Annotated in this window: 18 protein-coding genes; 12 read left to right on the forward strand and 6 right to left on the reverse strand. The window is 66.5% G+C overall.

All coding sequences use genetic code 11. The features are described 5' to 3' along the window. Nucleotides 1-4 precede the first annotated feature (4 nt). From FBY36_RS02895 to asd, 10 genes are all read left to right on the forward strand, one after another. The gene (locus tag FBY36_RS02895) at nt 5-973 is read left to right on the forward strand and encodes an NUDIX hydrolase (RefSeq protein ID WP_142117259.1); all 969 of its coding nucleotides are present in this window, start codon (nt 5-7) and stop codon (nt 971-973) included. Between the two features lie 593 nt (nt 974-1,566). Beyond that, nucleotides 1,567-1,965: a hypothetical protein gene (locus FBY36_RS02900; RefSeq protein WP_142117260.1), complete on the forward strand. Its 399-nt coding sequence runs from the start codon at nt 1,567-1,569 to the stop codon at nt 1,963-1,965. A 67-nt stretch (nt 1,966-2,032) separates the two neighbouring features. Next, nucleotides 2,033-2,836: a thymidylate synthase gene (locus FBY36_RS02905; protein WP_142117261.1), complete on the forward strand. Its 804-nt coding sequence runs from the start codon at nt 2,033-2,035 to the stop codon at nt 2,834-2,836. Continuing rightward, nucleotides 2,833-3,417 (forward strand): dihydrofolate reductase, encoded by a 585-nt coding sequence (locus FBY36_RS02910; protein WP_142117262.1) that lies wholly within the window; start codon nt 2,833-2,835, stop codon nt 3,415-3,417. The genes FBY36_RS02905 and FBY36_RS02910 overlap by 4 nt, the downstream gene beginning before the upstream one ends. A 4-nt stretch (nt 3,418-3,421) precedes the next feature. Further along, complete coding sequence (locus tag FBY36_RS02915) at nt 3,422-3,640, forward strand: NF038396 family protein (protein WP_142117263.1); 219 nt, start codon at nt 3,422-3,424, stop codon at nt 3,638-3,640. Between the two features lie 159 nt (nt 3,641-3,799). Then, entirely contained in the window at nt 3,800-4,282 is a 483-nt protein-coding gene (locus FBY36_RS02920; RefSeq protein ID WP_142117264.1) for a hypothetical protein, read from the forward strand. After that, the gene (locus FBY36_RS02925) at nt 4,282-4,713 is read left to right on the forward strand and encodes a hypothetical protein (RefSeq protein WP_142117265.1); all 432 of its coding nucleotides are present in this window, start codon (nt 4,282-4,284) and stop codon (nt 4,711-4,713) included. Before FBY36_RS02920 ends, FBY36_RS02925 begins: the two co-directional genes overlap by 1 nt. After that, the gene (locus tag FBY36_RS02930; protein WP_142117266.1) at nt 4,700-5,116 is read left to right on the forward strand and encodes a hypothetical protein; all 417 of its coding nucleotides are present in this window, start codon (nt 4,700-4,702) and stop codon (nt 5,114-5,116) included. Before FBY36_RS02925 ends, FBY36_RS02930 begins: the two co-directional genes overlap by 14 nt. Further along, a complete protein-coding gene (locus FBY36_RS02935; protein ID WP_142117267.1) occupies nt 5,103-5,504 on the forward strand; it encodes a hypothetical protein in 402 nt (133 codons plus the stop codon). The genes FBY36_RS02930 and FBY36_RS02935 overlap by 14 nt, the downstream gene beginning before the upstream one ends. A 94-nt stretch (nt 5,505-5,598) precedes the next feature. Beyond that, the gene (gene asd, locus FBY36_RS02940) at nt 5,599-6,729 is read left to right on the forward strand and encodes an aspartate-semialdehyde dehydrogenase (RefSeq protein ID WP_142117268.1); all 1,131 of its coding nucleotides are present in this window, start codon (nt 5,599-5,601) and stop codon (nt 6,727-6,729) included. A 66-nt stretch (nt 6,730-6,795) separates the two neighbouring features. On the opposite strand, the gene FBY36_RS02945 is transcribed toward asd, so the two are convergent. From FBY36_RS02945 to FBY36_RS02965, 5 genes are read right to left on the reverse strand one after another with little or no spacing between them, the layout of a single operon-like run. Continuing rightward, nucleotides 6,796-7,899: a winged helix DNA-binding domain-containing protein gene (locus FBY36_RS02945; protein WP_142117269.1), complete on the reverse strand. Its 1,104-nt coding sequence runs from the start codon at nt 7,897-7,899 to the stop codon at nt 6,796-6,798. Nucleotides 7,900-7,937: 38 nt separating this feature from the next. Then, the gene (locus FBY36_RS02950) at nt 7,938-9,005 is read right to left on the reverse strand and encodes a UDP-N-acetylmuramate dehydrogenase (protein ID WP_142117270.1); all 1,068 of its coding nucleotides are present in this window, start codon (nt 9,003-9,005) and stop codon (nt 7,938-7,940) included. A 22-nt stretch (nt 9,006-9,027) separates the two neighbouring features. Further along, the gene (locus tag FBY36_RS02955; protein ID WP_235008693.1) at nt 9,028-10,299 is read right to left on the reverse strand and encodes an MFS transporter; all 1,272 of its coding nucleotides are present in this window, start codon (nt 10,297-10,299) and stop codon (nt 9,028-9,030) included. Nucleotides 10,300-10,309: 10 nt separating this feature from the next. Further along, nucleotides 10,310-10,747: a MaoC family dehydratase gene (locus FBY36_RS02960; RefSeq protein ID WP_142117271.1), complete on the reverse strand. Its 438-nt coding sequence runs from the start codon at nt 10,745-10,747 to the stop codon at nt 10,310-10,312. Nucleotides 10,748-10,749: 2 nt separating this feature from the next. Beyond that, nucleotides 10,750-11,211, reverse strand: coding sequence for an FAS1-like dehydratase domain-containing protein (locus FBY36_RS02965; protein ID WP_142117272.1), 462 nt, complete (start codon nt 11,209-11,211; stop codon nt 10,750-10,752). A 94-nt stretch (nt 11,212-11,305) separates the two neighbouring features. Here FBY36_RS02965 and FBY36_RS02970 point away from each other — a divergent pair, with 94 nt between their 5' ends. Together FBY36_RS02970 and FBY36_RS02975 are read left to right on the forward strand one after the other, a co-directional pair. After that, complete coding sequence (locus FBY36_RS02970) at nt 11,306-11,686, forward strand: ArsR/SmtB family transcription factor (RefSeq protein WP_160141866.1); 381 nt, start codon at nt 11,306-11,308, stop codon at nt 11,684-11,686. Next, nucleotides 11,683-13,374 (forward strand): SulP family inorganic anion transporter, encoded by a 1,692-nt coding sequence (locus FBY36_RS02975; protein WP_142117273.1) that lies wholly within the window; start codon nt 11,683-11,685, stop codon nt 13,372-13,374. The genes FBY36_RS02970 and FBY36_RS02975 overlap by 4 nt, the downstream gene beginning before the upstream one ends. On the opposite strand, the gene FBY36_RS02980 is transcribed toward FBY36_RS02975, so the two are convergent. Further along, nucleotides 13,364-13,588: a DUF3188 domain-containing protein gene (locus FBY36_RS02980; protein WP_142117274.1), complete on the reverse strand. Its 225-nt coding sequence runs from the start codon at nt 13,586-13,588 to the stop codon at nt 13,364-13,366. The two genes, FBY36_RS02975 and FBY36_RS02980, sit on opposite strands and share 11 nt — an antisense overlap. Nucleotides 13,589-13,600 lie beyond the last annotated feature (12 nt).

Consider the following 13,600-nt stretch of genomic DNA (forward strand, 5'->3'; position numbering starts at 1 on the left):
CGCGTTGTCGAGCGATGCACTCGTAGCTGACCAGACTGACCACCCGGGAGAACCCGTAGCCGTCACCGCGGCGGGTGCCATCCCGTGGCGGGTCAACAAGGACGGCCTGGAAGTGGCGTTGATCCACCGTCCGCGCTATGACGACTGGTCCTGGCCCAAGGGGAAAATTGACGACGGCGAGACCGTCCCGGAGTGCGCGGTGCGTGAGGTGTGGGAGGAAATCGGCCTCCGGGCGCCGCTGGGGATACCCCTGCCGCCCATCCATTACCACGTATCATCCGGCCTCAAGGTGGTCTACTACTGGGCGGTCAAGGTCAACGGCAACACCCTGGTCCCGGACGGCAAGGAGGTGGACAGCGTCATGTGGTGCGCCCCCGAAAAGGCGGCCCGCCTGCTGTCCAACCCCTCCGACGTCGTCCCTCTTGAATTCCTGCGCGACGCGCACGACCGGGGCACGCTGGACACCTGGCCGCTGCTGGTGCTCCGCCACGCCAAAGCCAAACCGCGCTCATCCTGGAGCAAGGCGGAGGGCGAACGTCCGCTCGCGGCCACCGGCACCCGGCAGGCGCAGGCGGTGGGCCGGCTCCTGCAGGCGTGGAAGCCGATGCGGGTGGTCACCAGCCCGTGGCTGCGCTGCGTTGCCACCGTGGCCCCCTATGCGCGCGCAACGGGAGCCAAGGTGAAGCTGGCGGAAGGCCTGACAGAGCACAAGCACCAGCGCAGTCCGAAGAAGACGGCCGCCGTCATCGAGTCCCTTTTCGACAAGCAGCGGCCCGTGGTTGTCTGCACGCACCGGCCCGCGCTGCCCACCGTCCTCAAACAGCTGGCGGAGCACATGCCCTCCCACCTGACGAGGCTGCTGCCGGCCAAGGAACCCTGGTTGTCCCCCGGCGAAGTGGTGGTGTGCCACGTGGCCAACGGCGGGAGGAAACGGGTTGTGGCGGTGGAGCAGTTCAAGCCCTTCGACGATTAGGCGCGGACCAGCAGCTTGACCCAAGGCCCTTGCCGGCATTGACTTAGAGGCACGACGCACCGTTCTGGGGGGATTACGTGCAGGCTGCCACAATCGCTGTTGTCACCGATGTTCCACCAATGGTTCTCCTGTGGCCGTTCCTGCTTGCCAGCGGCGTGTATTTCCTGCTCCGGTCCCTTATGCGGGGAGGCAGTGGGAGTGACCGGGTGGCAATCGCGTCCCGGCATGCCTTCTGGGTGGGCCTGGTCGGGTGGCTGGCAAGTTCGTTGTTGCCCGCCGCCAATGCCGGGATCCTCCCGATGTCCCCCACTGGCACTGCGCCTGCGAACATCCCCACTGCCCTTGCGTGGCCCGTCCTTGGCTGCCTGGCCGTTCATGCGCTGGGGCAGCTCAGCTACCCCAGAGGCGCCCTAACGCTTCAACAATCCGAAAACCGGCCACGGGTCCGGGATTTTCTCCCGCGCAGGCTCGGTTGGACCGTCCTAGCCGTCTTCGTGGGGTCCGCCGCGCAGATTCTGTGGACCTCCACCTTGCCTGGCTTCGCCCCACTCCCCTATGAATCTCGGCCCGACGACGGAGGCGGCTAGTCAACCGTGGCCGGAGATGGTCGCATTCCCGGCGCGGCGCTGGCAGGTTATCTCGGCGCCGCCCTGCTGGTGCTGGCGGCTGGAACCCTGGTTGTCCTGGTCCTGATAACCCGCCGCCGCGCGTTGGCCGGACTCACTTCTATCCAAGATGGACTTCTCCGGACCATCACCATGAACCGTCTGCTCCGGACCGTCGCCACCGTCGCCGCCGGCCTGGCGGCCATTGCGGGCAACCATGCGGCACGGCCTGATCCAGCGTTCGGAGCCACCAGCTGGCTGAACCCTGCGGGCGCGCTCAACCTGGCCGTCCTGCTGTTGATGCTGGTCTGGCCCCCGCCCAGGCTGCCAGGCTCACGCGGGCTGCACCCTGGCGCCCCCACCGCGGCCCAGCCGGCCACGCCGTGATCCCTGTAGGGACGTCCGGCCGCGGGGCGCCCGGCCTCTCCCAACGGCCAGCCAGTAGACTTGGGGCGTGAGCATCCCTACGCCTTATGAAGACCTCCTGCGCGATGTCCTGGTCTCCGGCACCCATAAATCGGACCGCACGGGAACCGGAACCACCAGCGTTTTCGGCCGCCAGATGCGGTTTGACCTGGCCAAGAGCTTCCCGCTGATCACCACCAAGCGTGTCCACTTCAAGTCCGTGGCGGTGGAACTCCTGTGGTTCCTGCGCGGCGAAACCAACATCAAGTGGATGACGGACCAGGGCGTCACCATCTGGAACGAATGGGCGGATGAGGACGGCGACCTGGGCCCGGTCTACGGCGTGCAGTGGCGCAGCTGGCCCACACCGGATGGCGGCCACATTGACCAGATCGCCGAACTCATCGAGAACCTGAAGTCCAACCCGGACTCCCGGCGCCATATCGTCTCTGCCTGGAACGTCTCCGAGCTCAACGACATGGCGCTGCCGCCGTGCCACGCGTTCTTCCAGTTCTACGTGGCCAACGGCAAGCTCTCCTGCCAGCTGTACCAGCGATCCGCGGACATGTTCCTGGGCGTGCCGTTCAACATCGCCTCCTACGCGCTGCTCACCTGCATGGTGGCCCAGCAGGTGGGGCTTGAGCCCGGCGAGTTCGTCTGGACCGGCGGTGACGTCCACATCTACGAGAACCACATGGACCAGGTCCTCAAGCAGCTGGAACGCGAGCCGTACGAGTACCCGCAGCTGAAGATCACCCGCAAGCCGGCGTCGATCTTCGACTACACGCTGGAGGACTTCGAAGTGGTGGGCTACCAGCACCACCCCACCATCAAGGCTCCGATCGCAGTATGAGCACCGAAAACTTCACCGATCCCCAGTCCTTCACTGAGGAACTGGCCGCCTCCATCACGGGCGTCGGCCTGGTCTGGGCGCAAACCTCCGACGGCGTCATCGGCAAGGACGGGGACATGCCCTGGCACCTGCCCGAGGACCTGAAACACTTTACCCGGCTCACCACCGGGCACCCGGTCATCATGGGCCGCAAAACCTGGCTGTCCTTCCCGGAGAAGTACCGTCCCCTGCCCGGCCGGACAAACATCGTCATCACCCGGCAGAAGAGCTGGGCCAGCACGCCTGAGGCGGAGGGCGCCGTCGTGGTTCCCTCCCTGGATGACGCGCTGCTTGAGTCGCAGTTTGTCGACGGCGGCGAGACCGTGTGGATCCTGGGCGGCGGGGAGGTCTTCCGCCAGTCCACGGACCTCGCGAACGTCGCGGTGGTCACCACCATCGACGTGACGGCCGACGGCGACACGTTCGCCCCGGAGCTTGGCCCCAGTTGGGAGGCCTCCGCCTCCGTCCCGCCGGACGGCTGGCTGACCGCCGCCAACGGCACGCGCTACCGATTCACCAAATGGTCACGGACCGAGGGTTAGGAACATGCTGAAGAAACCCGAAACCCTGTTCGTGCTGGGCTACATGCTGCTGCCGCTGCTGGCGCTGCTCTCCGCGATCGTGGGGCTGACCATGATCCTGGGCGGCAACAAGATCGCCGGTGCCATCGTGCTGGTCATTGTTACCCAGATCTTCGCCTTCGGCGCGTTCTTCGCGCTGCGGGCGCGGAAGGCTGCCGTCCTGGAGGAGTCAGACCGGCGTTAGCGTATTTTGCCGCGCATGGGCAGGACAACCCATCGCGGCAGCTGTGATCCTGCCTTAGGCTGGGCCTGCAGCAGTCTGAACTGCTGCGGGATGAATATTGGGGGAATTCCTGGTGGCAGGAACTTTATGGGGTGCCGACGTCGAATCCGGGGACCACTGATGGCTCTGGATCCCGCGGTACAAAAGTTGCTGGTAGAGCGACCGTACTTCTATGCCACGGGCATGAAACGAACCGTATATGCCTACACGAAGGAAGAGTGGGGCATCGGTGGATCCCAGCCAACCGGTAACTACTCGGTCCATACGACCACCGGGCTATTCGTGGTGACAGCTCTCATGACCGTCCCTGCCCTGTGGGCACCTCTTATGCTCATCATCGCCCTGGCCAGCCTTAATCTGATTGTGGTTGTCTTTGGGTTGCTGGCCACCGTCCTCTTTACCGGCGGCTGGCTGCTGGGCATCAAGAATCTTCGCCACGAATGGCGCGCTTCCAGGCTGCGGAGGCTGAAGGGGCTGCCCAAGCCTCGTTTCGCCCTTACCGACGACCAAGCCCGTGCCTGGTTTGAAGCTAATCCTTCAGGTATCGACATCACCCGCAATAACTTCCCCGACAGCACCCGCCCATTTCCCGGGGAGGCCTAATGCGACGAAGAATTGATCAGTACAACGACGACCGGGAGCGGCGCAACGACGACGCGTATGCCGAGCACAAGGCGGCGCTTGCCCGGGGTGAGAAGCGGGTGCTGCGAAAGACCAACACCGGCGAACTGCACAGCTATCCCGCCGATGAAATTGGCTTTTCTCCGGGCCGTGGACACGTGCAAGTCCAGACGTGGTGGGGCATGGGAATCCTCACCGCCGTCATGGTGGTCCTGGCAGTACTGTCCCTCGTAATACTCCTGACGCCCGTACCCGCCGGTGGCCAGCCGTTCTGGGGCGCCCTTGTTCTGACCGCGTTCGGCGTTTCTGGAGCCTGGTACACGTTCGGCATGGCCAGGGATGAGTACCGGGCCAAAAAGCTGCGCAGGGAACGGCATGCCCCCGAACCAGGAGCAGGACATGTCTCCCAGTAACCCGAAGGACCGACACGAGATGCGCGCTGCAAAGAATAACGAGCGGATCCTCCACCCCACGGTGACCGGGGAACTGCACAGCTACTCAAGGGAAGAACTCGGAATAGTCACCGCCAGTTCGCATGCCCAAGTGCGGTCTGCCACTGGCTTTCTGGTTATGGCTGTCTTCCTCGCCGCCGTCGCAGCCTTCTCCATCCTGCTGGTGGCAGGACCTGCCAGCAGGGGTCAAGGCCCGATGTGGAGTGCCCTGTTCCTGACCGTGTTGGGATCGGCCGGCACCGTCTACGCCGTTCGGATGGCGAGGATTGCCTCGAGGGCCAAACGCCTTCGCGCGGAGCGGGGACTCCCCGAGCCCAGCGCCCGCCAGCTGGACTGGAACCAGGACCAGCATGGCCAGGCGTAGCCGGCGCGTCCCGCAGGAACCGGGCTATGTTCCCTACCGGCCGCCCGAAAAGCGGACACTGCACCGGCTCTCCGAAACCGGCGAGATAGTTGCCTACACAGACGAGGAGTACGGGGTCCGCAAGGACGACGGGCTTGGCATCGTTAAACCCGTGAACTCCTCGGGTGGTCTGCTGTTCCTTTCGCTCCTGATGACGGCCATGTTCGGCCTGATGCTTTACGGCATCGTCCAGATGGCAGTGACTGACCAGTGGGACATCCTCGGCCGGACGTGGTGGATGTACCTATTGGTCCTCTACCCGCTGTTCGCAGGCTGGGCCGGTTTCTTCAAAGAGCGCAAAGCTGAAAAGCTGCGCAGGTCCAAGAACCTCCCGCCGCCCGTGGAATAGCGCCTAAGGCGCGGAGCGCCGTCGTGCGCCTATCCCTGCCGGGACGTGACGTAACCGACTGCGCCCTGCCGGTCGCGCCGTCTAAAATAGTCCAATGACTACAGCAGCTACCCCCTCCGTCGGCCTGGTCGGATGGCGCGGCATGGTCGGTTCCGTCCTCATACAGCGCATGCAGGACGAGGGCGACTTCGCCAACATCAACCCGGTGTTCTTCTCCACCTCCAACGCGGGAGGTGCCGCGCCTTCCTTCGCTGAAGGCGCCGGCAAGCTCGAAGACGCGTTCGACGTCGACACCCTGGCGAAGCTGCCGATTATCGTCACCGCCCAGGGCGGCGACTACACCAAGCAGGTCCACGGCGAGCTGCGCAGCCGCGGCTGGGACGGCCTCTGGATCGACGCCGCCTCCACCCTGCGCATGAGCGACGACTCCATCATCGTTCTGGACCCCATCAACCGCGACGTTATCGACAAGGGCCTGGTCAACGGCACCAAGGACTTCATCGGCGGCAACTGCACCGTCTCCTGCATGCTCATGGGCCTCGGCGGCCTGTTCAAGAACGGCCTGGTGGAATGGGGCACCTCCATGACGTACCAGGCTGCCTCCGGCGGTGGCGCCCGGCACATGCGCGAGCTCCTCAGCCAGTTCGGGACGCTCAACGCTGAGGTCAGCACCGAACTGGACGATCCGGCGTCGGCCATCCTGGACATCGACCGCAAGGTCCTGGCCCACCAGCGCACGGAGATCGACGCCACCCAGTTCGGCGTGCCGCTGGCCGGTTCCCTGATCCCCTGGATCGACGCGGACCTTGGCAACGGGCAGTCCAAGGAAGAGTGGAAGGCCGGGGTGGAGACCAACAAGATCCTGGGCACTTCCGAGGAAAACCGCGTGATCATGGACGGCCTCTGCGTCCGCATCGGTGCCATGCGTTCCCACTCCCAGGCCCTCACGCTCAAGCTCCGCGAGGACCTGTCCGTGGCCGAGATCGAGAAGCTCCTCGACGAGGACAACCAGTGGGCCAAGGTGGTGCCGAACACCAAGGAAGCCTCCATGGCCGAACTGACCCCCGTGGCCGCGTCGGGCACCCTGGACATTCCGGTTGGCCGCATTCGCAAGATGGAGATGGGCCCGCAGTACATCAGCGCCTTCACCGTGGGCGACCAGCTCCTCTGGGGTGCCGCCGAGCCGCTGCGCCGCATGCTCAACATCGCCACCGGCAACCTGTAGCCCTTACAGCTGCCCCACGAGCGGCCCTTGCCTACCAGGCAGGGGCCGCTTTTGCGTGGAAGGGGGTCAGGTGGCCAGGAACGTCGTGTAACGCCCCGCTGCCTTGGCAAAGGCTGCCTGGGCTGCCGGGCCCAGCGGCTTGGTCCCATCGAAGAGTTCGGGGACGACGGCGGCACCCCGGCCCGTGCCCTGGAGTGCCCAGGTGCCCACCACCTTCCCCGCCGCTAGTACCGTCTTCTTGAAGACGCCGTTGCCGCCGGGCACGATCAGGTCGAAATGCTCCGGCGCCAGGACTGGGGTCCGGTCCGTGTAGCCGAGGACGAACTCATCGAATCCGGGCAGCAGGTGGACGGAGCGGCCGCCCGGGACTCCGGAATCCAGGAGGGCGGCCACGTCAGGTGAGAGCCAGTAGCCGGTGCCATCGATTTCCAACTCCACCAGCTGGCCCTGGACCTGCTGGAACGCGGCGCGCACCTCGGTCAGCGGCAGCTGCGTCCACCAGGCAAAGTCGCGGATGGTGGCCGGACCGTGGCTCCGGAAGTAGCGCAGCGCAAACTCGGCAATGGCTTCCTGGCGCTCCATCCGGCGGGACGCTGGAATCCACTCGTCGAAGGCCGCGATCAGCTGCTGGTTGCCGGAGAGCGGCCCCGGCACCAACCAACGGTGGCGGCAGAGCGTCCCCAGGAGATGGATGCCGCGCTGCCCCTGCGTGGGCTGGCCGCCGGCGTCGAACACCTTGAACAGCTCGGGACGGCTGACGGGACCATCAGCGAGAATCCGGTCCAGGGCCAGGTCGCGCGCCTTCTCAACATCAGCCCAGGTGATTTCCAGCTGCCGGTGCCTGCCGGCGATGCTTTTGGTGAGTCGCTCGGCCGTGAGGGCCAGCATCCAGCCCAGGTCCTCGGGGGCAACGAGATGAAGTGTTCCCCGCATCGGCCAGGACCGGACCACAGTCCCGGAATCGATGGCAGCACGCACGTCCGAGATCCCCGCACCGGGCACCCGCACCCCGACTGCCCACAGCGCTGCCGGCAGGTCCTGCGCTTGCATAGCGGTCATCCACCGCACCAGCCCCGGCACTGACATGGCGCCGTCCCCGGCGAGCTGCTGGGATGCCAGCCGGAGCCTGCCAATCATCCTGCGGTCACGCGGGGAACCAGATGCAGCCATGCGCCCATCCTAGGCCGGGCACTGCCCTGGCGGGACTCCTACAGGTCCAGTCCGATGAGCAGCGGCTCCGGATGCAGCTGGATGCCAAAGCGGCGTTCGACGCCGGCCTGCACTTCCCGTGCCACGGCCACCATGTCGGCGGCGCTGGCGGAGCCGCGGTTGGTGATAGCCAGCGTGTGCTTGGTGGACAGGGATGCGCGGCCGCCGGCCACACCCTCCGGTTCCAGGCCAAAGCCCTTGCCGAACCCTGCCTGGTCGATCAGCCATGCCGCGGAAAGTTTCACCTGTCCGTCCTGGCCTGCGGGATAGCGCGGCGCCGATTCCGGCAGCCTGTCCGCCACATCCGCCGAGACGATGGGGTTCGTGAAGAACGAGCCGGTGGAGTAGGTATCGCGGTCACTGCCATCCCACACCATGCCCTTGGAGCCCCGCAGCCGGAGCACTTCCCGCCGGACGTCATTGGCGTAGGCGCGCTTGCCCACCTCCACGCCCAGGGAGCGGGCCAGCTCGGCGTAACGGATGGGGGCACTCATCCGCCCCAGCGGCAGCTGGAACTCGACCGTGAGGACCACATACCGGGGCGAGCCGTTGACGGTGGTGCGCTTGAGGATGGAGTCCCGGTAGCCGAACTGCAACTCGGAATTGGTGAAGGTCTGGACTGCATTGCGTTCGCGGTCCCACGTGCGGACGGCCGCGATGGTCTGGGACACTTCGGCGCCGTAAGCCCCCACATTCTGGACCGGGGTGGCACCCGTGGAGCCGGGGATGCCGGACAAGGCCTCGATCCCGGACCAGGCGTGGCGGACGGCGTGCTCCACGAGCTTGTCCCAGTTATGGCCGGCCTGCACCACTACTGCCACTCCCCCGCAGGAGTCCTCCGCGTTGACCGTGAACCCCTCCGAGGCGATTTTGACGACGGTCCCGGGGTACCCGTCGTCGGACACCAGGAGGTTTGACCCGCCGCTGATGATGAGGACCTGCTCGCCGGCCGCATCCGCGGCCCGCACGGCATCGATGATCTCTGCCTCGGTCCGGGCCTCGATGAACTTGCCGGCGGGGCCGCCGACGGCGGAGGTGGTCAGGGAGGAAAGCAGGGTGGGAGTCACCCGTCAACAATACTAGGGAAAGCTAGCCGGCCTTCCGTGCCACCGGGGACAACACGAAGCTCACGGCGAGCATTACCATCACCGCAAGGAGTGAGTGCAGGATCCCCACATGTTCGGCCAGCAGGCCGAGCAGCGGGGGTCCGCACAGGAACGCGCCGTAGCCGATGGTGGACACCACTGACACGCGGGCCGCGGCCTTGGCAGGATCGTCGGCCGCGGCGGACATGCCCACCGGGAAGCCCAGGGATGCGCCCAGACCCCAGGCGGCGAGGCCCACGTACGCGAGCCACGGCGCGGGGGCGAAGACGAACACTGCCAGACCCAGGACCGCCAGGGCGGCACACCAGCGCATGACGGGAACACGGCCGAAGCGGTCCAGCACCACTGTCCCGGCGAACCGGCCGATGGTCATGAACGTGACAAAAAGCCCATAGCCGGCAGCACCGGCGGCATCGCTCTGCCCGTGGCCGTCCGCCAGCGCAAGGGCCACCCAGTCCCCGGCGGCACCTTCGGCCAGGGCGAGGCCGAGCACCAGGACGCCGAGAAGCAGCGTCCGGCGGTCCCGCCACGCCTGGGCGATCTTCCGTTTGTTGTCCAGGGGCGGGTCAGCCGGGCTTGCGGCGGGGATCACGGGAATGGGGCCCGTGGTGGGGTCTTCAAAGTTGTCCGGGGTGTAGGTCCGCTCCCCTGCCGTGGTGATGTCGGCCCGGAACCAGGACGCCGCCGTCGCCACCGATACGGCCACCACCGTTCCTGCCGCCGCAAGGTGCCAGAACACGGGCACAGACGCAGCAGCCGCAGCGGCGCCCAGTCCCGCGCCGGCCACGGTTCCCAGGCTGAAGGCGCCGTGGAGCCGCGGCATGATGTGCCGCCCCACCGCACGCTCCACTGCCGCGCCCTCCACATTGGAAGCAGTGTTCCAGCTCCCCGTTCCCAGGCCGATGATGCCCAGGCCGACAGCGGTAGCCACAGGGCTTGACAGCACTGTTGTGCCAAAACCCGCCGTCAGCAGACCGACGCCGGCCATGATGCTGCCGGTGCGGATGGTCCTCGTGGACCCCAGCCGCAGAACGATGAGGCCGGAGGCCGAAACGGAGGCGAAGGAGCCAAGCGTCATGCAGAGCAGGATGACCCCGACGGTGCCCGGGCTGAGATCCAACGCGTCCCGGATGGCGGGCAGCCGGGACACCCAGGAGGCGAAGGCCAGGCCACTTGCCGTGTAGGCCACCACCACGGCGTTCCGCCAGTGCCTGACCTGGAGGGACGTCGCCTCGATTCCTGTACCTGCCCTCAATGGTACGGGCTCAGGACAGCTTGACGACGGCCTGGGCCTTCATCAGGACTTTTTGCCCGGCCGAGACAACTGTGAGGTCGACGCGGGCGGTGCCCGCATCGGCGTCGAGCTTTCCGATGGTGCCGCTGACCTCGATGGTGGCGCCGGGCTCCTGGGTTCCGGTGGTGTCGGTGACCAGGACGGGCTTGGTGAAGCGGGTCTGGAAATCCACGACGGCGGCGGGGTCACCCGCCCAGTCGGTCACCAGCTGCACGGCTGAGCCCATGGTGAACATGCCGTGCGCGATGACGCCCGGCAGCTCCACGCCTGTGGCGAAGGCCTCGTTCCAGTGAATGGGGTTGAAGTCGCCGGAAGCTCCGGCGTACTTGACCAGGTCGGTGCGGGTGACCTCGATGGTACGGCTGCCGATTTCCTGGCCGGCGCTCAGTTCGTTGAAAGTGGGGCTCATGGTTACTGTCCCTCTCCGCGGACCAGGATGGATGACGTGGTGGTGGTGACCGGTTCCCGGGAGTCGCCGGAACTGAGGGCGAAAATTTCTGAGCGGGTGGTGATCATGGCCCCGCCGCCCATGGCCCGGACGCCGTCGACGTGCAGTTCCGCGACGAGGCGGTCGCCGGCAACGATGGGCCGGTGGTGGGTGAAGCGCTGGTCCGCGTGGACCACGCGGGAGAAGTCGATGCCGGCGTCCGGATCCTCGATGAGCTGGGCATCGGCACGCTGGGCGATGATGATGGCGAAGGTCGGGGGTGCCACCAAGTCACTGTGGCCCAGGGCCGTGGCTGCATCGACGTCGAAGTGCGCGGGGTGGGTGGCCTTCACGGCGCGGGCGAACTCGCGGATTTTCTCACGGCCAACGTCGTACACCTCTGCGGCAGGGTAGCTTCGGCCCTGCAGATCCGGATTGATAGTCATGGATTCCAGCCTATCCCCGGCGCACCCGGGACAGGTTCCGCAACCCACTGGTATGATGGATTCATCATTCCATCAAGCCGCAGGAGCCCCTCCCTTGCTGTCTTCCGCCCAAGCGCCGCTGTACGAGATCAAGGCCAACCTGTTCAAGGGCCTGGCGCACCCGGCACGTATCCGGATCCTTGAACTGCTGGCCGCAGCTCCGCAGGAAACTGCGGCGGTCAGTTACCTTCTGGCAGAGACCGGGCTTGAAGCCTCGCACCTCTCCCAGCACCTGGCCACCCTGCGCAGGCATAGGGTGGTGACCTCCGTACGCACCGCCAACGCCGTGACTTACCAACTGGCGCACCCAGGGGTTTCGCAACTGCTCGCCATCGCCCGGACCTTCCTCCTGGACAGCCTGTCCGAATCGAACGAACAGCTCCGGCTGGCGCAGCAGCTGCCGGCGGAGCACCTGTCCCGCGGATCAGCCTCGTGACGGCCACCGCCGCCACCGGCCGCGCCACTGCCAGGGCCGCGCAGAGGCTTACCAGGTTCCTCCCGTCCCGGCAGGATTACGCCGGTCTGCGCTCATCGTGGCGCACAGACCTGCTGGCCGGCATCACCGTGGGCATTGTCGCCCTGCCGCTGGCCCTCGCATTCGGGGTGAGCTCCGGGGTGGGCGCCGAGGCCGGACTTATCACCGCCATCGTGGCCGGCATGGTGGCAGCCCTTATGGGCGGGTCATCCGTGCAGGTTTCGGGCCCCACCGGCGCCATGGTGGTGGTCCTGGCACCCGTCGTAGCCGTCCACGGCCCCGGCAGCGTAGCCCCGCTCTCACTGATGGCAGGGCTACTGGTCTGCATTATGGGATTCAGCGGCCTGGGCCGGGCCGTCGCCTTCATCCCCTGGCCCGTGGTGGAGGGCTTCACCTTGGGGATTGCGGCCATTATCTTGCTCCAGCAGGTTCCGCTCGCAACGGGCACGTCCGGCGTCCCGGGACACAACACCGTGATCGCCGCCGTCGAAGCTGCCTCAGCCGCGCAGGCTCCCACTGTCCTGCTGACGCTGGCACTCGTAGTGCTGGTCGCCGTCGTGATGGTCCTGCTGCAGAAGCTGTTCCGGGCCCTTCCGGCGAGCCTGGTGGCGGTCCTCCTGGCCACCGCGTCGGCCGAACTCCTGCAGCTGGATGTCCCACGGATCGGCCCCCTGCCCCACTCCCTTCCCGCGCCGGCAATGCCCGCCGTGGACGTGGCCACCTTGGGCAGCCTTGCCATGCCCGCGGTAGCCATCGCCGTCCTGGCCGCCATCGAATCACTGCTCTCAGCCAGGGTGGCCGCCGGGATGGCCGGCCCGGACGGCAGACCCACCGGACCCTACAGCCCGGACCGTGAGCTGACCGGCCAGGGCCTGGCTTCCATCGCCGCCGGACTGTTTGGCGGCATGCCGGCCACCGGAGCCATCGCCAGGACCGCGGTCAATGTACGTTCAGGGGCCCGAACCCGGCTGGCCGCAGCCGTTCACGCCGTCGTGTTGCTGGCCATCACCTACTTGGCATCCGGAATGGTGAGCCGCATCCCGCTGGCAGCTCTGGGCGGGATCCTGATGGTCACGGCAACACGGATGGTTTCCCGGCGCACCGTTGCCGCGATCCTGCGTTCCACCCGGGCAGACGCAGCAGTCTTTGTCATCACTGCGATCATTACCGTGGCCTTCGACCTGATCGTTGCCATCCAGATCGGACTCGCCGCGGCGGCGCTCTTCGCGCTGCGGAAATTCGCCTCCTTGAGCGGCGTCCAGCGCGAGCCGGTCCCCGGGCCTTCCGCCGACGGCGATGAGCACATAGCGGTCCTTCGGCTGGACGGAGCCATGTTCTTCGGCGCCGCCGAGCGCATCCTCCAGGAAATCAGCCAGGTCAAGGATATCCAGGTGGCCATCATCAGGCTCTCGCAGCTGCGGATGCTTGACGCCACCGGCGCCCACGCCCTGGTGGAGGTCATCGCTGCGCTGGAACTGCGCGGAATTACCGTGCTGCTCAAGGGTGTGCGGCCGGACCACCTGGACCTGGTGACCAACGTGGGCGTGATCCGTTCGCTCCGGCACCACAAACACCTGTTCCAGCATCTTCCGGATGCCGTGGAGCACGCCCGCAGCCACGTCCTGCGGAACGCAGCAGCTAGCGCCTGAGGTTTTTGCGGATCGACTGGCCGCGGACCACGATGCCCACCACGTGCAGGACAAGGCCCAGTCCGATCAGCGGCAGGGAGGCCATGGCCAGGGTTTGGTTGCCGCCGGTGTTGCCGATGATGTTCAGGATGATGCCGACGGCGATCAGTCCCATCGCGCTGAAGACGAGGACTTTGTAACGGGTTGGCGCGGTGGCCCAGAATTCGTTCAGCACCGTGCAAGTCTA

This window comes from Arthrobacter sp. SLBN-122, from assembly GCF_006715165.1.
Lineage (GTDB): Bacteria > Actinomycetota > Actinomycetes > Actinomycetales > Micrococcaceae > Arthrobacter.